The organism is Pseudomonas sp. GV071 (genome assembly GCF_003050835.1).
In the GTDB taxonomy this organism is placed as follows: domain Bacteria; phylum Pseudomonadota; class Gammaproteobacteria; order Pseudomonadales; family Pseudomonadaceae; genus Aquipseudomonas.
In genome coordinates this window covers 240793-261352 of record NZ_QAOJ01000004.1, presented here as the reverse complement: position 1 = coordinate 261352, position 20560 = coordinate 240793, and the positions used below count along the sequence as shown (strand labels likewise).

Sequence of the window (20560 nt, the reverse complement as noted above, 5' to 3'; positions counted from 1 at the left end):
CCGCCGGGTAAGGCAGGTTCTGTTTATTGTCAGTTGCGGCGCTGTTAGTGCAGTAGCTGCAAGGTATCGAGGGCGATCTGCCGCTCTTCATTAGTCGGTATCACCAGCACCCGTGGGTGGCCGTAGGCGTGGATCGTACCGGAAAGCCCGCGGATATAGCGCTGGTTGGCTTCGTCATCCAGTTGCAGGTTGAGCAGGCGCAAATGGGCAACGGTCTTGGCGCGAATCAGCGGCGAATTTTCGCCGATGCCGCCGGTAAAAATCAGCCCGTCCAGACGCGGCAACGCGCAGCTCATGGCCGCCAGGGATTTGGCCAGGCGGTAGCAGAACACTTCGATGGCCAGGGTGGCGCCTTCGTGGCCGTCGTGGTGCGCTTGTTCGAGGGTGCGCATGTCGTTGGACAGGCCGGATAAACCGAGCAGCCCGGCGTCGTGGTTGAGCATGTAGTCGATCTTGTCGATGTCCCAGCCCAGGGCCACGGCCAGGTGGCTGTGCAGGTTGGGGTCGACGTCGCCGCTGCGGGTGCCCATCACCACGCCTTCCAGCGGGGTCAGGCCCATGCTGGTGTCGCGGCTTTCACCGTTGACCACGGCACAGGTGGAGCAGCCGTTGCCCAGGTGCGCCGACAACCAGCAGCTGTCGTCGACCGACAGGTTGCTCATCTCCGCCGCGCGGGCGCTGACGTAGCGGTGGCTGGTGCCGTGAAAGCCGTAGCGGCGAATGCCGTGCTCGCGGTACAGGTATTCCGGTACGGCGTAGCGAAAGGCGTACTCGGGCAGGCTGTGGTGGAAGGCGGTGTCGAACACTGCCACTTGCGGCAGGTTGGGAAACTGTTTGAGGGTGGTCTCGATGCCCAGCAGGTTGGCCGGATTGTGCAGCGGCGCCAGGTGGGCGGTGGCGCTGATTTCCGCCAGCACCTGGGGGTCGATGCGCCGCGCCGCGCTGAAGTGTTCGCCGCCATGCACCACGCGGTGTCCGATGCCGTGCAACTTGCCGCCGCAGGCGCTTTGCACAATGGGCAGCAACTGCGACAGGGCGGCGCGGTGGTCGGCGTTGGGAATCATCAGGCTGTCGTGTTCGGGGCCACGGCGCCAATGCAGCTCGGCGTCGTAGGTGCCGAGGTTCTGCGCTTCACCGCTGAGAAAGGTCTGTGAGTGGGCCTCGTGGATCAGGGCGAATTTGATCGACGAACTGCCGCAATTGATCACCAGAATATGCCGTGCTTGCATCACTGCTCCTCGTCTTGCTGATCATCTTCAACCGGGGGCTCCTGCCCCTGGGCGCACCAACCACAGGTAAAGGGTTGGCCGATTTTTGCTTGCCGTTGCACGGGGTCTTGCACCCAGTCGCGGTTCTGCCAGGGCGGTTGGTGGCGCAGGTGTTGAGTATGCCCGCAGGACAGTACCGCCACCCAGTGGCCTTCTTCGTCCTGGCGAAAGCCTGAAATATGCACGGGGCGCTGCGTCCGTCCGTCTGCGCTCGGGTCGCTTTCGGTCGAACCCTTGGTTAAACTTGCCCGTTCTCCACTCTTACGCAAAGGTCCCGCCCCATGCTGATCGCTGCCAATACGGCTGTCTCCATCGACTATACCCTGACCAACGATGCTGGTGAGGTGATCGACAGCTCTGCCGGCGGCGCCCCGCTGGTTTACCTGCAAGGCGCAGGCAACATTATCGTCGGTCTGGAAAAAGCCCTGGTTGGCAAGCAGGCTGGCGACGAACTGAACGTGGCTGTTGAACCTGAAGAAGCCTACGGCGAATACAGCGCTGAACTGGTCAGCACCCTGAGCCGCAGCATGTTCGAAGGCGTTGATGAGCTGGAAGTGGGCATGCAGTTCCACGCTTCCGCTCCGGACGGCAGCATGCAGATCGTCACCATCCGCGATCTGGACGGCGACGACGTTACTGTCGACGGCAACCACCCGCTGGCGGGTCAGCGTCTGAACTTCCAGATCAAAGTTGTTGCTGTACGTGCGGCCAGCGAAGAAGAAATCGCCCATGGTCATATCCATGGCGAAGGTGGTCACCACCATTGATTCAGCTAAGCTGCTTTAGCGGCTAACTGGATTATCAAAAAGGCGCTCAACAGGGCGCCTTTTTTGTTCGTAATGACTGATTGGGAGTTCGTCATGAGTGCTTTTCACGACATCAATTTACGCGCCTTGGATGGCCAGGAATTGCCGCTTGCGCCCCTCAAGGGCAAGGTTGTACTGGTGGTCAATGTCGCCTCGAAATGCGGGCTGACGCCCCAGTACGCGGGTTTGGAAAGTCTGTACCAGCAATACAAAGATCAAGGCTTCAGCGTGCTCGGCTTGCCGTGCAACCAATTCGCCGGCCAGGAGCCTGGCAGCGAAGAGGAGATCAAGGAATTCTGCAGCCTCAACTACGGCGTGAGTTTTCCGCTGAGCAGCAAGCTGGAAGTGAACGGCCCCGGCCGCCACTCCTTGTACCGCCTGCTGGCGGGCGAGGGCGCGGAGTTTCCCGGCGATATCACCTGGAATTTCGAGAAGTTCTTGGTGGGGCAGGATGGTCGGGTGTTGGCGCGGTTTTCGCCGCGCACGACGCCGGATGATCCGGCAATCATCCAAGCTATCGAAAAAGCCCTGGCCTAGTTACGAACTCCTGGGCGTCGGCTATGCTGCGTTGCGTCCTCGCTTTTAATGCTCACGTACTACAGTACGCTGCGCTTAAAAGCTCCGGGGCGCCTGATTCGCTGGCGCTCACCCTTCGGGCCAGCCTGCGGCTGTTACTCCCGCAGGTCGTTGGTCTTGGCTCTAGCCCAGTAGCCCGGAAGAAGCCTAAAAGCCTCGTTAACCCTGATGCGCTTCGCGGTTGCCGTTGCTACGGCCCGCGTTCAGTTCATCCTGCCCATCGAAGTCGAAATCACGCACTGGCTGGCCCTGCAATTGGGCGCGTTTGAGCTGGTATTCGTCGAACGACAAGCCCTGACGGCTCAAGTCTTCCAACGCTTTCTGGCGTAGCTCCAGGGCGGTGTAGGGTTTGAGTTCCAACATCGAGTGGCCTTGGCCAGCACAGCCAGTCAGAACGGTGGCAATCAGTAGCAGGGCGATAGTTGCGAAGCGGTTCATTGGAGCCTCCTATCGGCCCGGTGAGTGAGAGTGAGGCCAGACTATTCCTCGCTCCGCTTCGGTTGAAATCGACCCGTTTGATAGCTGCTATTGATGAAACCGGGCCATCGCGATATCGCGATAAACCGATCCCTTTGTAGTGCTTTATCACTGCCATCAATGATGCTGGGCGAAGCGAGACGACCGGTCATATGATCGCCGCCATGACCAACGCTAACCCCAACATCCGTCTCGACAAGCGCGACCTGATCCTCACCAAAGGCTCGGAAGTGATGCTGCGTCGCGGCTACCACGGCACTGGCGTGCAAGAGATCGTGCAGGCCGCCGGTATCCCCAAAGGCTCGTTCTATCACTACTTCGCCAGCAAAGAAGACTTCGCCGTGCACGCGCTGGAGTTCCTCTATGCGCCGCGCTTGCAGCGTTATGCGCAGGCCCTGGGTGATCGGAGCCTGAGCCCGTGCCAACGCATCCTGACGTTCTACGGCGAGCTGTTGAACCACTTCCGCCGTCAGGAGCGCCCGCAATACCACTGCTTTATCGGCAGCCTCAGTTTTGAAATGGCCGAACCGTCGCAGCCGATTGGTTTGCAGGTGGAAAGCATTCTGCAGCGCTCGGTGGACATCCTCGCCCAGTGCCTCACCGAGGCCCGCGAAGCCGGTGAGCTGAACGCTGCAACTGATTGTGTGGAGTTGGCGGAATTTATCGCCAATGCCTGGGAAGGCACCCTGATGCGCATGAAGGCCGGCGCCAACGCCGCGCCACTGAGCGTGTTTCTGCACCAACTGGAGCGTCTGCTGACGCCCAGCCCTTGATCACCGACTGGCCAGCCTTGGCTGCCCACATCTGATGCCTGTTAGGAGAATTGCATGACCGCTCTTGTGAAAGCCCTGTTCGAACCCTTCCGCCTCGGCGAACTGGAACTGCCGACCCGTGTGGTGATGGCGCCAATGACCCGTTCGTTCTCCCCGGGCGGCGTGCCGAATGCGGGCGTGATCGAGTACTACCGTCGCCGTGCAGCGGCAGGCGTGGGCCTGATCGTCACCGAGGGCACCACTGTCGGCCACAAAGCGTCCAACGGTTACCCGCACGTGCCGCGCTTCTTCGGTGAAGACGCCCTGGCCGGCTGGAAACAGGTGGTTGATGCGGTACACGCCGAAGGCGGCAAGATCGTTCCGCAGCTCTGGCACGTCGGCAGCGTACGTCGTATCGGCACCGAGCCGGACGCCAGCGTTCCAGGCTTCGGCCCAAGCGGCAAAACCAAGGACGGTGTTGAAGTTGTGCATGGCATGACCAAGCAAGACATCGACGAGGTCATCGCCGCCTTTGCCCAGGCCGCCAAAGACGCCCAGGCCATCGGCATGGACGGCGTGGAAATCCACGGTGCCCACGGTTACCTGATCGACCAGTTCTTCTGGGAAGGCTCCAACCAGCGCGACGACGAATACGGTGGCAGCCTGGCCAACCGTTCGCGTTTTGCCATTGAGCTGATCAAGGCCGTACGCGCGGCCACCAGCCCGACCTTCCCGATCATCTTCCGTTTCTCGCAATGGAAGCAGCAGGACTACACCGCGCGCCTGGTCACCACGCCAGAAGCCCTGGGTGAATTCCTGCAGCCGCTGGCCGATGCCGGCGTGGACATTTTCCACTGTTCCACCCGCCGTTTCTGGGAGCCGGAATTCGACGGTTCCGACCTCAACCTGGCCGGCTGGACCCGCAAGCTCACCGGCAAACCGACCATCACCGTCGGCAGCGTCGGCCTGGATGGCGAGTTCATGCAGTTCATGGTCAAGACCGACAAAGTCGCGCAGCCAGAAAAACTCGATGCCTTGCTGGAGCGTTTGAACAAGCAGGAGTTCGACCTGGTGGCCGTGGGCCGTGCACTGCTGGTTGACCCGGACTGGGCAGTGAAAGTGCGTGATGGCCGTGAAGACGAGATTCTCGCCTTCAGCCGTGATGCGCTGACCACCCTGGTTTAAGACACGCTTTCCCTTTGCTGCGCCCTCGTTGGCGCAGCACTTTCAGGCCTCACTTCGGTGGGGCTTTTTTTTGTCCGCATAAAAACATCGCGGCTAAAGCCGCTCCTACGAAATGTGCGATCTGGTAGGAGCGGCTTTAGCCGCGATGCGTTTGTATAGGCATAAAAAAAACGGCGCACCAGGCGCCGTTTTTTTCAGTTATTTGCCATCACACGGTTGCAGCTGTTTCTACCTTGCGCGGCGTCAAACCCAGCAGCTCGTTGCTGCGAGCGTTGACTTCGCGATACAGCGTGGCATCGCTTTCCAACACCTTCTCGCGTGCCGGGAAGATCGCCTTGAGCTTCTCGGCCCAGGCCGCGTTGACCTGTTCAGGGAAGCAGCGCTCGATCAGTTCCAGCATGATCGACACGGTCACCGAAGCACCTGGGGAGGCGCCCAGCAAGGCGGCGATGGTGCCGTCCTGGGCCGCAACCAGTTCGGTACCGAACTGCAGGATGCCGCCTTTTTTCGGGTCTTTCTTGATGATCTGCACGCGCTGGCCAGCAATCTCCAGGCGCCAGTCGGCGGCTTTGGCGTTCGGGAAGAAACGCTTGAGCGACTCCATGCGTTGTTCGCTGGACTGCAACACTTCGCTGATCAGGTACTTGGTCAGGTCGAAGTTGTCGCGCGCCACGGCCAGCATCGGGCCGAGGTTGCTCGGGCGAACCGACAGCGGCAGGTCGAGGAACGAGCCGTGCTTGAGGAACTTGGTGCTGAAGCCGGCGTAGGGCCCGAACAGCAAGGATTTCTTGCCGTCGACCACACGGGTGTCCAGGTGCGGCACCGACATCGGTGGCGAACCCACTGCGGCCTGGCTGTACACCTTGGCTTCGTGCTGTTTGACGATTTCCGGGTCATCGCAACGCAGCCACTGGCCGCTCACCGGGAAACCACCGAAACCTTTGCCTTCCGGAATACCGGACATCTGCAGCAGCGGCAGGGCCGCGCCGCCGGCGCCGAGGAAGACGAACTTGGTGTCGACTTCGCGGCTGGCACCGGACTGGGTGTCCTTGATGGTGACACGCCAGCCTTTGTCGGTGCGCTTGAGGCCGACAACCTTCTGGTTGTAGGTCACGCGGCAGTCGCTTTGCTCGGCGAGGAATTTCAGCAGTTGATTGGTCAGGGCGCCGAAGTTGACGTCGGTACCGGACTCCACACGGGTGGCGGCGATGGCTTCATCGGCGGCGCGGCCCGGCATCATCAGCGGCATCCACTCGGCCATGGTGGCCTTGTCTTCGCTGTAGAGCATGTCATCGAAGGCATGGTGTTTGACCATGGCGGCGTGACGGGTCTTGAGGAAGCTGATGCCCTTTTCGCCCTGCACGAAGCTCAGGTGCGGAATCGGGTTGATGAAGGCTTTCGGCGAACCGAAATTGCCTTGCTGCATCAAGTGCGCCCAGAACTGCTTCGACACCTCGAACTGGGTGTTGATCTGCACGGCTTTCTTGATGTCCACCGAGCCGTCAGCGGCTTCGGGGGTGTAGTTGAGTTCGCACAGACCGGCGTGACCGGTACCGGCGTTGTTCCAGGGGTTGGAGCTTTCAATGGCCCCGGACGCCTGCATTTCAGCGACTTCCAGCTTGATGCTGGGGTCGAGCTCTTTCAACAGCACGGCCAATGTCGCGCTCATGATGCCGGCACCTACCAGCAGCACATCGACAGCCTCGTAATCGTTTTGCGCCATTTGCTCGCCACACTCTTGTGAAGTTGTGAAACCGTTTTTTCACGCTCTTTTGGAAACGTGAACCTCAAAAGTTCGGGTGCCAAGGGTACGTTCTGCGCGCTTTTACCCCCCGTAAGTAGCAGGTGTGCAAGCAAGGGCAGTGGTGCCGGAAGGTCACGCGAAGTGGGCGACTCTCTGGGGCGGTGCGGGCTGATGCTGAGTTCATCAGGGTAGCTGCGAGGCCCGAGCAGGAGACGTCCTTATAATCGGGGCGCGATTATAACGGCGAAATGACAAAAGTTGGTTTTTTAGCGTGACTTTTCTTCACCCACCGGTCAGCCCGCCAACGCCAACCCCTGACTTCGCACCGATGCCGACCGGTATTTCAACCGTCTGACATGCTAAAACGCCACTATCGTCGGAACCTCGCCAGGCCTGCTGTGTCTGACATTTCAGCGCTGTCAGGCCGGGTTCGCGCTGGGTATACTGCGGCCACTTCAAGCGGCCCAATCGGGCGTTCTAATCCCTGTGGAGAGATGAGCATGCTGCACCGTCTGTTGTTTGGTCTGATCGCTGTAACCAGTCTGACGCTGGTTGGCTGTGCCCACAGCCCGCAACAACTCAGCCCGACTCCAAAACTTACCAGCAACCTGACCCCGGTCGGCCAAGGCCAGCCTGTGGTGGTGCGTGTAGTGGATGGTCGTCCATCGCCGGTACTCGGCACCCGCGGCGGCCTGTACCCGGAGACCAGCGCCATCAGCGTTGCCGGCGCCGACATTCTGCCGAAGATCCAGCAGCAGGCTGAAGCTGCGGTTCGTCTGCTCGGCTTCACTCCGTCGCCGGGTGCGCTGAACGCTCCGCAAATCACCATCACCCTGGCCGAGCTGAAGTACCAGTCGCCCAAGGAAGGCCTGTATGTAACAGAAGCCAGCATTGGCGCTACCTTCCGCGCCGACGTGCAGAACGCTACTCGCCGTTACAGCGGCCGTTACGGTGCAACCCTGGACCAGAAGTTCGGCATGGCGCCAAACCAGGACACCAACACCAAGCTGGTCAGTGACGTGTTGAGCGATGCCCTGACGCGCACCTTCAAAGATCCAACCATTGGCCAGATCCTGTCGCAGTAAGGTTTTCGCAGACACAAAAAAGCCCGGCAACTAGCCGGGCTTTTTTGTGTCTGCGAAAACCTACGGGATCGTGGTTAACCGCACAGGCAATTACGCCCCTGCTGCTTGGCCTGATACAGCGCACTGTCGGCCCGGGCAATCAACGTTTGCAACGTATCGTTCGGCCGAATCTCCGCCAGGCCAATCGACATCGTCACCCCCGGCAACACACCTACCGGCGAATAAAACGAGCTCACCTGCTCCAGCGCCGCGCGCAGGCGTTCGCCGATTGCGCGGCCTTCGTCGGCGTTCATTTCCGGCAGCAGAATGACGAACTCTTCGCCGCCATAGCGGGTCAGGCTGTCTTTCGGGCGCAACTGGTTGCGCAGGGTATGCGCCACCAGGCACAGGGCGTAATCGCCGGCCAGGTGGCCGTGGTTGTCGTTGTAGGCCTTGAAGTGGTCGACATCCAGCATCAGCAGGCACATCGGCTGGCCGTTGAAGGCGCAGCGGGTGTTTTCCCGTTCGAAGATGTGTTCCAGCCAGCGCCGGTTGAAGGCGCCGGTCAGGGTATCGACGTTGGCGTTCTGCTCACTGTCGATGATGATCTGGTTGCCCTGGCGCACCCGTTCGCACAGCAGCTCCAGAAGGTTCTGCATCAGCTCCGGCGATTGCGCGAACAGGCTGAACAGCGACTCACGGTGCAAGCGCAGTACCAGGCAGCGGGTAGCCGCCACCACGTAGGCTGAAGGGTGGTCGTTGTCGATGAAGCTGATTTCGCCCACGCACTCGCCCGCTTGCAGCGTTTTCACCGCCGGGTTGTCCAGGGAGGCGAGAAACACCTTCAGTTCGCCCTCCAGCAACACATACAGGTGCTGGTTACGGTCGAACGGGGAGAGGAGCACTTCCTCGGCGTCCAGTTCAAAGGCGTGAAATTGCTCCAGCAGGCGCCCCAGATTATGGGCGGCGACATTCTGGAACAGACGCATGTCATGAATGGAATGCAGGTCGGCCTGCCACTGCGCGTCTTTCATCGCAATTGAAGCGTTCCGTGTGAATAAGCAAAAGGGAATGGCATCGCGACGCATCCTTTCGTAAGTGCGAAAATCCGATTTAGCTGAACAGGATCTGACCCGTTGCAAGCTCGAGCGAAATGCTGCGGTGGAGGCGGGCGATCATCATGTTCGCCGCACTACCTGATGGCATTTCGCCGCTTGAGGTTGCTAGGGAAAAGACCCAGGTGAACCATAGCTGGCAAGGCAGCAATCTGCTGCTCAGCGGTTCACAGCCCGGCAACAATTCTGAGTGTGCTACCGGTTTTTCCGTTCCCTGTTTATTTCGGTAGTCTCAGGCGCCGATCACTACCTCATAGCGCACGGCATATCCGGCCAGGCACGCCTCAATGGCTGCATGGCGCGCCGCGTCTAGCTCGGGGAAGTACAGGCGTGCCAATTGGCCGAAGCTGTCGTGGGCGCTGACCTCAACACGCACCTCTGGGTCGATATGCCGTAGGTCGGCCTCGAAAACCCGACGGATGGCGTCGTAGCGCAGGCTCGGTTTGAAGGTTTTACCCACAGCAGTGAGCGGAATGGCCTCGATGATCCACACATCCTTGGGCACTGCCGCGCGCTCTGGAATGTGCGCGGCGGCATGGCTGAGCAGTTCCTCGGTGCTGACGGTGGCACCTGGCACCAATTGCACATACACCACCGGCAACTCGCCGGCTTTCACGCAAGGTTTGCCGACAGCCGCGGCCATGGCCACGGCCGGGTGCTTGTGCAGGGCTTCTTCGATCATCTGCGGGTCGATGTTATGGCCGCCACGAATGATCAGGTCCTTGCTGCGGCCGGTCAGCCAGATGAAACCGTCGGCATCGATGCGCCCCAGGTCGCCGGTGTTGAACCAGTCGCCATCCACCCAAATGCCTTTGTTCTTGTCGGCCTGCAGGTAGCCGTTGAACACCGTAATGCCACGCAGCACCAGATTGCCGATTTCATTTTCGGCGGCGTCGCGCAGGTAGTTGCCGTGTTCGTCGAGCACGGCGATTTTCACTTCGCAATAGGGCATGCGAATGCCAATGGAGCCTGGGCGACTGGCACCCGCCGGTGGGTTGCCGCAACTGCCGCAGGTGCCTTCGGTAAGGCCGTAACCCTCGATGATCTTCAGCCCGGTTTTGCTTTCGAACTGGCGGATCAGCTCCACCGGCATCGGTGCTGCGCCACACAGTGCATAACGCAGGCTGGAGAGGTCATGGCCAGCGCTCGGCACCTGCAGCAAACCGGCATAAATGGTCGGCACGCCGCTGAAAAAACTCACTCGGTAACGCTCGATGATCTTCCAGAAGTTCTGGATCAGGCTCGGGCTGCGGTAGCCCTGCGGGGTGGCCAGCAGCACTTCGGCGCCGACGTAAAACGGCGCCAGGCCGGTGACCATCACGCCGTTGACGTGAAACAGCGGCAGGCCGCAGAGGGTGACGTCGCTGGCGTGCAGGTCGATGGCGTAGGCCAGAATCATCGCCATCGCCACTTCGTTGCGGTGGGTGTGTGGCGCCAGTTTCGGCGTGCCGGTGGTGCCGCCGGTGTGGAAGTACGAGGCAATGTCGTCCGGGCTGATGACCCGGCCGCTTTCCAGGTGGTCGGCGGGGCAGGCGGCAATCAGCTCGTCGAAGTCCAGCACGCCGGCCGGCAGCCCGCCACGCTGCGCTTTGACGCCACTGCGTTGTGGTTCGGGCAGGTAGTTGGCCATGTCCACGGTAATGATGTGCTTGAGCTCTGGCAGGTGCTCACGCAGGTCGGCGACCTTGTCCCACAGGTCGGTGCCGGGGAAGGGCGCCAGGGTCACCAGTACTTCCGAGTCGGAGGCGCGAATCAGCTCGGCAATGTGCTCGCTGTCGAGCAGCGGGTTGATCGCATTGACCACCCCGGCCGCTTCGCCGCCCCACAAGGTGAAATGGGTGTGGGGCAGGTTGGGCAGCAGGAACGACACCGCCTTGCCTGACCGCACACCAAGGCGGTGCAGGGCGTTGGCAGTCTGGGTGACCTTGGCGAACAGCTCGCCGTAGCTCAGGCGTTGGGGCTGTTCTTCAGGGTTGCCGTGGAGCACAAAGGTCAGCGCCGTGGCGTTGGGGGTGCGCGCCGCACTGCGCTGCAGCAGTTGGTAAGTGCTGGCGGGCATGTCGCGGTCTTGCAAGGCCACTTGTTCAATCGCCAGGGTGTCGCGCAACGAGGCGATAGCGGGTACGGGAGCTACGGCTGGGTTCATCTGCTGACCTTTTCTGCGGGGTGGTGTTCAGCCCAGTCGTGCTGCCAGCCAGGTGCCGATGTCACGGATCTCCTGGGGCAACACTTCATGGCTCATCGGATATTCCTGCCATTTCACCGGCACGCCTTGTGCTTCGAGGCAGTCATGCGCAGCGCGGCCCATGGTGCGCTGCACGATGTCGTCATGTGTGCCATGCAAACAGTAAACCGGCAGTTGTTTTTTTGTATCTGCCAGCACCACGTCAGGGGTCAATGTTGGTGAGTAGGTGGACAACGCGAGTACGCCGCCGAGCGGCCCCTCCCAGCGCAGGAAGGCGGCGTGGTAGACCACCGCGCCCCCTTGGGAAAAACCGGCGAGGAAGATCCGCGCCGGGTCGATACCGCTGTCGCGCTGCTCTTCAATCAGGGTGATCACCTGCTGCGCCGAGGCTTCCAGCTGGTCATGGTTGATGGCCCGGGCCGGGCTCATGGCCAGAATGTCGTACCAACTGGGCATGGCGTAGCCGCCATTGATGGTCACCGGCTGGGTGGGCGCTTGGGGCAGAACAAAACGGGTGCTGGTCAGCGCCTGTTGCAGGGCTTCGGCAACGGGCAGGAAATCGAAGCGATCAGCGCCGAGGCCGTGCAGCCAGATGACGCAGGCGTCGGCATTAAGTGTGGGCTCAAGTATCAGATTTTCGTGCATGCTGGGCTCCAGTTCGGTGCGCGCGCTCCGCGATGGGGCGCTGGCTGAATGAGGGTTTGGTGTATCCGTTAAGAACTTGTCGCAAGGTTACAAGTTTTGCTCTTGACCTGCCTAAATCGCCCTTTTCAGGGGCGTGTGGTACGGGGTTTGCTATAACTGAATTAACCGATTGCGTGCCCCATTATGGGTAACACTCCACCGTTTATGTGGTCCGACTCATGCAAAGTAGAGCGGCTGCAACTAGAGCGGCAAAGAAAGCAGGCAATCGAGTTACGCAGGAAACACGCTATAAAAAAAGAAGCCACGGGAAATTCCCAACAGATTCGCCGCGGGTCATCACGAAAATGACTAAGCGAACGGGAAAATCCCCAACCCGTTTATTTTGCGCAAACCCATGCAACAAAATGAACGGGGGGTGAGTTTTGGCCGGTGGGGGCATCGCCAACTAGACTCGCTCCCAGGTCTGCACCCCGTATTAACCGCCCCATGGTGGTTGAGCGTGCCTCAAAAGGGTACGGCGGTGGGGCCAAGACTCCACACACAACAACAGCAACTGGAGGTTTTAATGAAGATGGTGAAATCCACCCTGGCTATCCTGACCGCAGCGACCATTCTTGGCGCCAGCGGCTTCGCTCAAGCGGGCGCGACTCTGGATAAAGTCAAGAAACAAGGCTTTGTTCAGTGCGGTGTAAGTGACGGTCTGCCGGGCTTCTCGGTTCCAGATGCCAAGGGCAACTACCAGGGTATCGACGTTGATATCTGCCGCGGTGTTGCTGCCGCCGTGTTGGGCGATGCCTCGAAAGTAAAATACAGCCCGTTGACCGCTAAAGAGCGCTTCACCGCGATCCAGTCCGGCGAAGTCGACATGCTCTCGCGTAACACCACCTGGACCAGCTCCCGCGACGCGGGCATGGGCCTGGTGTTCACCGGCGTAACCTACTACGACGGTATCGGCTTCCTGGTTAACAAGAAGCTCGGCGTTTCCAGCGCCAAGGAACTCGACGGCGCGACCATCTGCATCCAGGCCGGTACCACTACCGAACTGAACGTGTCCGACTACTTCCGTTCGAACGGTCTGAAATACACCCCGATCACCTTCGATACCTCCGACGAAAGCGCCAAGTCGCTGGAAGCCAGCCGTTGCGACGTGCTGACCTCCGACCAGTCGCAGCTCTACGCTCAGCGTATCAAGCTGGCTCAGCCGGGCGACTACGTGGTTCTGCCGGAAGTGATCTCCAAGGAGCCACTGGGCCCAGTCGTACGTAAAGGCGACGAAGAGTGGTTCAGCATCGTCAAGTGGACTCTGTTCGCCATGCTCAACGCTGAAGAAGCCGGTGTGACTTCGAAGAACGTTGAAGCTGAAGCCAAAGGCAGCAAGAACCCAGACGTTCTGCGTCTGCTGGGTGCTGACGGCGAATACGGCAAAGACCTGAAACTGCCGAAAGACTGGGCCGTGCAGATCATCAAGCAAGTGGGTAACTACGGCGAAGTGTTCGACCGCAACGTCGGTGCCGGCAGCGAGCTGAAAATCGAGCGCGGCCTGAACGCACTCTGGAACAAAGGCGGCCTGCAGTACGCTCCACCAGTACGCTGATCGGTCTTCCAGGCCGAGTGAAAACGTCTGCGCTCGGCTAGGTGGCCTGCCCAGTGATCGGTATCCGGTCACTGGGCTTTTCCGTTTCAACGTTCCTGGGGCACTCACTCCATGCAAAATCAAATCGGCTCATCGCGGGGCTTTTCGCTAAGCGACCCGCGTATCCGTGCCTGGCTATTTCAGATCATCACCATTGTGGCGGTGATCTCCATGGGCTGGTTTCTGTTCGATAACACACAGACCAACCTGCAACACCGGGGCATCACCTCGGGTTTCGGCTTTCTGGAAAACAGCGCCGGTTTCGGTATCGCTCAGCACCTGATCAGTTACACCGAGTCCGACACCTACGCACGGGTGTTCGTCATCGGTCTGCTGAACACCCTGCTGGTGTCGGCCATCGGTATCGTGTTTGCCACCATCCTCGGGTTCATTCTCGGTGTGGCGCGGCTGTCGTCCAACTGGATGGTCAGCAAGCTGGCAACTGTTTATATCGAGACTTTCCGCAATATCCCGCCGCTGCTGCAGATTCTGTTCTGGTACTTCGCGGTGTTGCTGCCGCTGCCAGGGCCGCGCAACAGCCTGAATATCGCCGACAGTTTTTTCCTCAGTAACCGCGGTCTGTACATGCCCGAAGGCACCATGGCGGAAGGCTCCGGCGCCTTTGCCGTGGCCGTGCTGCTGGCGATTGTGGCGACCACGCTGATGGTGCGTTGGGCCAACAAGCGCTTCGAAGCCACGGGCGTGCCGTTCCACAAGTTCTGGGTGGGCCTGGCGATCATGCTGGTGATTCCTGCGCTGAGCGTGTTGGTGTTCGGGGCTCCGGTGCACTGGGTGGCGCCGACGCTGAAAGGCTTCAACTTCGTTGGCGGCTGGGTAATGATCCCCGAGCTGTTGGCACTGACCATCGCCCTGACGGCGTACACCGCTGCGTTTATTGCGGAGATCGTGCGGTCGGGCATCAAGTCGGTCAGCCATGGCCAGACTGAAGCGGCTCACTCCCTGGGTCTGCGCAACGGCCCGACGCTGCGTAAAGTGATCATCCCGCAAGCCCTGCGCGTGATCATTCCGCCGTTGACCAGCCAATACCTGAACCTGGCGAAAAACTCCTCTCTGGCGGCCGGTATCGGTTACCCGGACATGGTTTCGCTGTTTGCCGGCACGGTGCTCAACCAGACCGGTCAGGCCATCGAAGTAATTGCCATCACCATGAGCGTGTACCTGGCCATCAGCATCAGCATTTCGCTGTTGATGAACTGGTACAACAAGCGCATTGCGTTGATCGAGCGGTGAGGAAAGGCGCATGACGACTCATACTTTCAAACCCGACATGCCACCGCCGCGCAAAAGCGTCGGCGTGGTGGCGTGGATGCGGGCCAATCTGTTCTCCAACTGGCTCAACACGCTGCTGACACTGTTTGCCATCTACCTGATCTGGCTGATCGTGCCGCCGCTGCTGAACTGGACCCTGTTTGACGCCAACTGGGTCGGCACCACCCGCGCCGACTGCACCAAGGAAGGCGCTTGCTGGGTGTTTATCCAACAGCGCTTCGGGCAGTTCATGTACGGCTTCTACCCCAGCGAATTCCGTTGGCGCGTAGATGCCACCGTGTGGCTGGCGATCATTGGCGTGGCGCCTTTGTTCATCAACAAGTTCCCGCGCAAGGCCGCTTACGGCATCGGCTTTCTGATCATCTACCCGCTGGTTGCCTTCTGGCTGCTGCACGGCGGTTACTTCGGTCTGGAAAACGTTGCCACCAGCAAATGGGGCGGCCTGATGCTGACCCTGGTGATCGCCACCGTCGGTATTGCCGGTGCGTTGCCGCTGGGCATTCTGCTGGCGTTGGGACGGCGTTCGAACCTGCCGGCGATTCGAGTGGTCAGCGTGACCTTCATTGAATTCTGGCGCGGCGTGCCGTTGATCACCGTGCTGTTTATGTCCTCGGTGATGCTGCCGCTGTTCCTGCCTGAGGGCATGAGCTTCGACAAACTGCTGCGGGCGCTGATCGGCGTGATCCTGTTCCAATCGGCCTACGTGGCCGAGGTGGTACGTGGTGGTCTGCAAGCCATTCCCAAGGGCCAATACGAGGCAGCTGCCGCGATGGGCCTGGGTTACTGGCGCAGCATGGGCCTGGTGATCCTGCCGCAAGCCCTGAAGATGGTGATTCCCGGCATCGTCAACACCTTCATTGCCCTGTTCAAAGACACCAGCCTGGTGATCATCATCGGCCTGTTCGACCTGCTCAACAGCGTCAAACAAGCCGCTGCCGACCCAACCTGGTTGGGCATGGCCACCGAGGGCTACGTGTTTGCAGCCCTGGTCTTCTGGATTTTCTGTTTTGGTATGTCCCGCTACTCCATGCACCTGGAGCGCAAGCTGGACACAGGCCACAAGCGTTAGGAGTCGATTAAATGAGCGAAGCGATCAAACAGCCTGTGAGCCCTGAAGGCATTATCCAAATGCAGGGCGTGAACAAATGGTACGGCCAGTTTCACGTACTCAAAGACATCAACCTGAACGTGAAGCAGGGTGAGCGGATCGTTTTGTGCGGGCCCTCGGGCTCGGGCAAGTCGACCACCATCCGCTGCCTCAACCGCCTGGAAGAACACCAGCAGGGCCGCATCGTCGTCGATGGCGTGGAACTGACCAACGACCTCAAGCAGATCGAAGCGATCCGCCGCGAAGTCGGCATGGTGTTCCAGCACTTCAACCTGTTCCCCCATCTGACCATTCTGCAGAACTGCACCCTGGCACCGATGTGGGTCCGCAAGATGCCCAAGCGCAAGGCTGAAGAAATTGCCATGCATTACCTGGAGCGCGTGCGCATTCCAGAGCAAGCGCACAAGTACCCGGGCCAGCTCTCCGGTGGTCAGCAACAGCGTGTGGCGATTGCCCGTGCCCTGTGCATGAAACCGAAAATCATGCTGTTCGACGAACCCACTTCCGCCCTCGACCCCGAGATGGTGAAAGAGGTGCTCGACACCATGATCGGCCTGGCCGAAGACGGCATGACCATGCTCTGCGTAACCCACGAAATGGGCTTTGCCCGCACCGTGGCCAACCGCGTGATCTTTATGGACAAAGGCGAAATCGTTGAACAGGCACCGCCAAACGACTTCTTCGACAACCCGCAAAGCGACCGCACCAAGCTGTTCCTGAGCCAGATCCTGCACTAGTAGGTGATGAGTCAGAAAAAAGGAGCCGAAAGGCTCCTTTTTTATTGGGGCTGACGCTGCTGTTAGTGGATGTAGATACCAGGCACGTGGCGTTCCATGAATACCTGCGGGTTGGCCGGAGCGGTAAAACCGAATTGGGCGTACAGGCTGTGGGCATCCGAGGTGGCCAGCATGAAGCGGCGCAGGCCTTGCAGTTCCGGATGGTCGAAGACGGCGGCCATCAGTGCTTTGCTGTAGCCCTTGCCGCGTTCACTGGGCAGGACGAATACGTCCACCAGGTTGGCGAAGGTGGCGTAGTCGGAGACCACGCGGGCGAAGGCGATCTGCTGGCCGTCGAGGTAGCCGCCAAAGCACAGCGAGTGAGCAATGGATTTGTCCACCGTGGCGCGTGGAATGCCTTTGGCCCAATACGACTGCTCGCTGAGAAACTGATGAATCAGTGGCACATTCAGTTCGCTTTTATCGGTGCTGATACGCAACGCCTTACTCCTCTGCCTTGTTCTGTTCGACGCGGTTGCGGCCCTTCTGTTTGGCCTTGTATAGCAGTTTGTCGACCTCGGCGATAAAGGCGCTGGGTTGGCTGTGGGCGGTGGGAATCAAGGTGCCGACGCCGAGGCTGATGGTCAGGTGCGGGCCGACCTGAGATTGCTGGTGCTCGATGTGCTCATCCAGCAGCAATTGCCGGCAGCGTTCGGCCACGGTCATGGCGGCGGCACGGTCGGTTTCCGGCAAGACCAGGACGAACTCTTCGCCACCAAAACGCGCGACGAAATCCCGCGAGCGGGTAGCCGCGCGGCTCAGTACCTGGCCAACGCGCTTGAGGCAGTCGTCGCCGCCCAAGTGGCCGTAGTGGTCGTTGTATTGTTTGAAGTAGTCGATATCCAGCAGCACCACCGACAGCGGTTGGTGGTTGCGCTGGGCGTTGCTCCATTCCACTTCGATGATCGAGTCGAACATGCGTCGGTTGGCCACCCCGGTCAGGCCGTCTTTGAACGACAGCTCTTCCAGCTCCTTCTGTAGGGCCAGCAGCTTCTCTTCGGTCTGCTTGCGTTCGCTGATGTCGAACATGAAGCCGATCAACGCTTCCACTTCCTCGCCCTTGCGTACCACGTGCACCACATCGCGAATCCACACGTAGTCGCCGTCTTTGGTCAGGGCGCGGTAGTCGGCCTCGTGGTCGGTGCCGGCCTGGGACTGCGACACGCAGAAATTCACCACATAGTCGCGGTCTTCCGGGTGCATGCGGGTGGCCCAGTCGTCGACGGTTTTCCAGCTGTCTGGCGTCCAGCCTAGCAGCGCTTCAATCTGCGGGCCGATGTAGGTGAACTGCAGGGTCTTCCAGTCGATGCGCCAGGGAATGGCTTTGGTCGACTCGAGCAGGGTTTTGTAGATGGAGCTGTCGGTTTCCAGCTGATTGGCGAGGTCGGTCATGGGCAAGGACTGCTGGGGGAGGGGCAAAGCGAGGGTAGCATTTGCCTATGGATCGCGTAACGGCTGGCCCTCACCCCTGGCCCCTCTCCCGTTTGCGGGAGAGGATTGGGGTTAGGGGCTTTTAATGCAACCGATCCAACAAGCGCTTGGCCGCCTCCTGGCCACTCAGCCAGGCACCCTCGACCCGCCCGGACAAACACCAATCGCCGCAGGCATACAGCCCCAGATCAGCATCCAGCAAGGAGCCCCATTCGTGGTTGCTCGCCGGCCGCGCATACAGCCAACGGTGCGCCAGGCTGAACACCGGCGCCGGCAAGGCGCAGCCGATCAGTTCGGCAAAGGCGCCGTGCAACAGTTCGATCACCGCTTCCTTGCTCAGGTCCAGGTGCTGACGGCTCCAGGCACTGCTGGCGTGTAGCACCCAGGTGTCCATGCTCGAGTCGCGGCCGGGCTTGCTGCGGTTGCGGGCCAGCCAGTCGAGCGGGCCTTCACGCACGAAGCAGCCTTCCACTGGGGTGTTCAAGGGCTCGGCGAAGGCCAGGGCCACCGCCCAGGTGGGGTCCATGGCGACGCTGGCTGCAGTCCCGGCCAATTTCGGTGCCGCCGCCAACAGCCCGCTGGCCTGGGAGGCGGGGGTGGCGATGATCACGTGGCTGAACGGGCCGTGGGTTTGTCCTTCGGCATCTTGCAGGCTCCAGTGTTCGGGGCCACGGAACACCTCGGTGATGCGACAGGAAAACTTCACCGGCAGCGCCCCGAGCATGGCGCGGGTGATCGCGCTCATGCGCGGCGTACCGACCCAGCGCACCTGCTCGTCGGGCGAGGCGCCGAGCAGGCCATTGCTGAAGGTGTAGAGGGTCGGTGACCATTCGGCGACCCAGCCGCGGGCCTGCCACTGGTGGACGATTTCGACAAACCGGCGGTCGCGGGCGGTGAAGTACTGGGCGCCCATGTCCAGCGCGCCGGCATCGCTGCGCTTACTGGCCATGCGGCCGCCGCTGCCGCGGCTCTTATCGAACAGTTGTACGGACAGACCTGCATCGTGCAGGGTTTGTGCGGCAGAAAGACCGGCAATGCCGGTGCCAATAATGGCGATGGGAAAACTCATGTCTGACCTCTAATGTTGCAAGCCTGATCTCGCAGGCTGGGGACTGTCTCCTGGTTCTGGCCATGGGGCGTGAAAGCAATGGGACCGGGCACGGGCAGCGCAGCGGTTACCGGGTGTGCTTCAGCGAGGACCTTGCCTCGCTCTGATTCGCGGATTGGCCACAGGTTCGACGGCCTGTGTGCCTGTAGTTAGGTATAGAACGCTTCACCGGCAGATGCCTGCTTTGTTTGTTCTGCTCATCGACGCCCCATTAATTCTTATAATGCCCGCGCTAGCAGACCTGCTTGTATAGTTCGCCGGTCTTTTTCAGCATCGTTTTGCTTAGCTCTGGAGTTTGCATGACCGATCACGCTCTGCTTCTGGTCAACCTCGGTTCGCCGGCCTCGCCGCAAGTGGCCGACGTACGCAGCTACCTCAATCAGTTTCTGATGGACCCCTACGTAATCGACCTGCCTTGGCCGATCCGCCGATTGCTGGTGTCGCTGATTCTGATCAAACGCCCGGAAGCCTCGGCCGAAGCCTATGGCTCGATCTGGTGGGAGGGCGGTTCACCACTGATCGTGCTCAGCCAGCGCCTGCAGGCGGCCATGAGCGCCACCTGGAAACACGGTCCGGTGGAACTGGCGATGCGCTACGGCGAGCCCTCATTGCAGACCGTGCTGACCCGCCTGGCCAAGCAAGGCGTGAAGAAGGTCACCCTGGCGCCGCTGTATCCACAGTTTGCCGACAGCACCGTGACCACGGTGATCGAAGAAGCCAAGCGGGTGGTACGCGAGCAGAACCTGACGCTGGAATTTGCCACGCTGCGGCCGTTCTTCGCCGAGCCGGCGTATATCGACGCCCTCGTGGCCAGCGCCCAGCCGTATCTGGAGCAAGGTTTCGATCATCTGCTACTGAGTTTCCACGGGCTGCCGGAAAGCCATATCCGCAAGCTGGTGCGCGATCCCAAACACGACCTGCGCGCGCCCGATAGTAAAGGCGTCAGCGACGAGATCATGGCCTTCTGTTACCGCAGCCAGTGCCAGCGCAGCGCCGAAGCATTTGCCGAGCGTTTGGGGCTCAAGCCGGGGCAGTGGTCGGTGTCGTTCCAATCGCGTCTGGGCCGCAACAAATGGATCGAGCCCTACACCGAAGCGCGCCTGGATGAGTTGGGCAAGCAGGGGGTGAAAAAGCTGCTGGTGATGTGCCCGGCGTTCGTTGCCGATTGCATCGAAACCCTGGAGGAAATTGGCATCCGCGGGCAGGAGCAGTTCCACGAAGCCGGCGGCCAGGAACTGGTGCTGGTGCCGTGCCTGAACGACCACCCGCAGTGGGTACAAACCCTGACCACGCTCTGTGAACAGGCGCCGGCAGGGCTGGGTAACCCTCTTAATTCGTAACAGGTTTTTGCCTGGCGCTGAAAAGCCCCGCCTCGGCGGGGCTTTTTTATGCGTTTT

At 60.5% G+C, this 20560-nt stretch carries 19 protein-coding genes and 1 pseudogene; 10 read left to right on the top strand and 10 right to left on the bottom strand.

The genetic code is table 11. The features are described 5' to 3' along the window. Positions 1 to 44: 44 nt before the first annotated feature. Positions 45 to 1229: an acetate kinase gene (locus tag C8K61_RS09965; protein WP_108096089.1), complete on the bottom strand. Its 1185-nt coding sequence runs from the start codon at positions 1227 to 1229 to the stop codon at positions 45 to 47. Next, positions 1229 to 1581, bottom strand: a pseudogene (locus C8K61_RS27200) (DUF3565 domain-containing protein). Before C8K61_RS27200 ends, C8K61_RS09965 begins: the two are co-directional and overlap by 1 nt. On the opposite strand from C8K61_RS27200, the gene C8K61_RS09955 reads away from it, so the two are divergent. After that, complete coding sequence (locus C8K61_RS09955) at positions 1550 to 2035, top strand: peptidylprolyl isomerase (RefSeq protein WP_108096087.1); 486 nt, start codon at positions 1550 to 1552, stop codon at positions 2033 to 2035. The pseudogene C8K61_RS27200 and the gene C8K61_RS09955 overlap by 32 nt on opposite strands. A 93-nt stretch (positions 2036 to 2128) precedes the next feature. Continuing rightward, the gene (locus C8K61_RS09950) at positions 2129 to 2611 is read left to right on the top strand and encodes a glutathione peroxidase (RefSeq protein ID WP_108096086.1); all 483 of its coding nucleotides are present in this window, start codon (positions 2129 to 2131) and stop codon (positions 2609 to 2611) included. A gap of 198 nt (positions 2612 to 2809) precedes the next feature. Here C8K61_RS09950 and C8K61_RS09945 read toward each other — a convergent pair whose 3' ends face one another. Then, positions 2810 to 3088, bottom strand: a complete 279-nt coding sequence (locus C8K61_RS09945; RefSeq protein ID WP_108096085.1) for a hypothetical protein — start codon at positions 3086 to 3088, stop codon at positions 2810 to 2812. Positions 3089 to 3291: 203 nt separating this feature from the next. Between C8K61_RS09945 and C8K61_RS09940 the strand changes: the two genes are divergently transcribed. Further along, positions 3292 to 3900: a TetR/AcrR family transcriptional regulator gene (locus C8K61_RS09940; RefSeq protein WP_256589400.1), complete on the top strand. Its 609-nt coding sequence runs from the start codon at positions 3292 to 3294 to the stop codon at positions 3898 to 3900. A gap of 54 nt (positions 3901 to 3954) precedes the next feature. Then, positions 3955 to 5064: an NADH:flavin oxidoreductase gene (locus tag C8K61_RS09935; protein ID WP_108096083.1), complete on the top strand. Its 1110-nt coding sequence runs from the start codon at positions 3955 to 3957 to the stop codon at positions 5062 to 5064. 208 nt (positions 5065 to 5272) lie between these two features. On the opposite strand, the gene mqo is transcribed toward C8K61_RS09935, so the two are convergent. After that, a complete protein-coding gene (gene mqo / locus C8K61_RS09930) occupies positions 5273 to 6787 on the bottom strand; it encodes a malate dehydrogenase (quinone) (RefSeq protein WP_108096082.1) in 1515 nt (504 codons plus the stop codon). 521 nt (positions 6788 to 7308) lie between these two features. Here mqo and C8K61_RS09925 point away from each other — a divergent pair. Further along, entirely contained in the window at positions 7309 to 7893 is a 585-nt protein-coding gene (locus tag C8K61_RS09925; RefSeq protein ID WP_108096081.1) for a YajG family lipoprotein, read from the top strand. Between the two features lie 74 nt (positions 7894 to 7967). Here C8K61_RS09925 and C8K61_RS09920 read toward each other — a convergent pair whose 3' ends face one another. The 3 genes from C8K61_RS09920 to C8K61_RS09910 form a co-directional block, all read right to left on the bottom strand. Further along, on the bottom strand, positions 7968 to 8906 hold the full coding sequence (locus C8K61_RS09920; RefSeq protein WP_108096080.1) for a GGDEF domain-containing protein: 939 nt from the start codon (positions 8904 to 8906) through the stop codon (positions 7968 to 7970). Positions 8907 to 9219: 313 nt separating this feature from the next. Continuing rightward, positions 9220 to 11133, bottom strand: a complete 1914-nt coding sequence (locus tag C8K61_RS09915) for an acyl-CoA synthetase (protein ID WP_108096079.1) — start codon at positions 11131 to 11133, stop codon at positions 9220 to 9222. A 27-nt stretch (positions 11134 to 11160) separates the two neighbouring features. Continuing rightward, entirely contained in the window at positions 11161 to 11817 is a 657-nt protein-coding gene (locus C8K61_RS09910) for an alpha/beta hydrolase (RefSeq protein ID WP_108096078.1), read from the bottom strand. 565 nt (positions 11818 to 12382) lie between these two features. On the opposite strand from C8K61_RS09910, the gene C8K61_RS09905 reads away from it, so the two are divergent. From C8K61_RS09905 to C8K61_RS09890, 4 genes are all read left to right on the top strand, one after another. Continuing rightward, positions 12383 to 13411 carry an amino acid ABC transporter substrate-binding protein gene (locus C8K61_RS09905; protein WP_108096077.1) on the top strand — a complete coding sequence of 343 codons (1029 nt, stop codon included), beginning with the start codon at positions 12383 to 12385 and terminating at the stop codon, positions 13409 to 13411. 111 nt (positions 13412 to 13522) lie between these two features. Further along, positions 13523 to 14701 carry an amino acid ABC transporter permease gene (locus C8K61_RS09900; protein WP_108096076.1) on the top strand — a complete coding sequence of 393 codons (1179 nt, stop codon included), beginning with the start codon at positions 13523 to 13525 and terminating at the stop codon, positions 14699 to 14701. A 10-nt stretch (positions 14702 to 14711) separates the two neighbouring features. Then, the gene (locus C8K61_RS09895) at positions 14712 to 15809 is read left to right on the top strand and encodes an amino acid ABC transporter permease (RefSeq protein ID WP_108096075.1); all 1098 of its coding nucleotides are present in this window, start codon (positions 14712 to 14714) and stop codon (positions 15807 to 15809) included. A gap of 11 nt (positions 15810 to 15820) precedes the next feature. Then, entirely contained in the window at positions 15821 to 16585 is a 765-nt protein-coding gene (locus C8K61_RS09890; RefSeq protein WP_108096074.1) for an amino acid ABC transporter ATP-binding protein, read from the top strand. A 62-nt stretch (positions 16586 to 16647) separates the two neighbouring features. Here the strand turns inward: C8K61_RS09890 and C8K61_RS09885 are convergent, their stop codons facing one another. The 3 genes from C8K61_RS09885 to C8K61_RS09875 all read right to left on the bottom strand — a co-directional run bounded on the left by C8K61_RS09885 (position 16648) and on the right by C8K61_RS09875 (position 19124). Beyond that, complete coding sequence (locus C8K61_RS09885; protein ID WP_108096073.1) at positions 16648 to 17064, bottom strand: GNAT family N-acetyltransferase; 417 nt, start codon at positions 17062 to 17064, stop codon at positions 16648 to 16650. 4 nt (positions 17065 to 17068) lie between these two features. After that, complete coding sequence (locus C8K61_RS09880; protein ID WP_108096072.1) at positions 17069 to 18016, bottom strand: sensor domain-containing diguanylate cyclase; 948 nt, start codon at positions 18014 to 18016, stop codon at positions 17069 to 17071. Positions 18017 to 18137: 121 nt separating this feature from the next. Continuing rightward, the gene (locus C8K61_RS09875) at positions 18138 to 19124 is read right to left on the bottom strand and encodes an NAD(P)/FAD-dependent oxidoreductase (protein WP_108096071.1); all 987 of its coding nucleotides are present in this window, start codon (positions 19122 to 19124) and stop codon (positions 18138 to 18140) included. A 338-nt stretch (positions 19125 to 19462) separates the two neighbouring features. On the opposite strand from C8K61_RS09875, the gene hemH reads away from it, so the two are divergent. Then, entirely contained in the window at positions 19463 to 20503 is a 1041-nt protein-coding gene (gene hemH, locus C8K61_RS09870) for a ferrochelatase (protein ID WP_108096070.1), read from the top strand. Positions 20504 to 20560 lie beyond the last annotated feature (57 nt).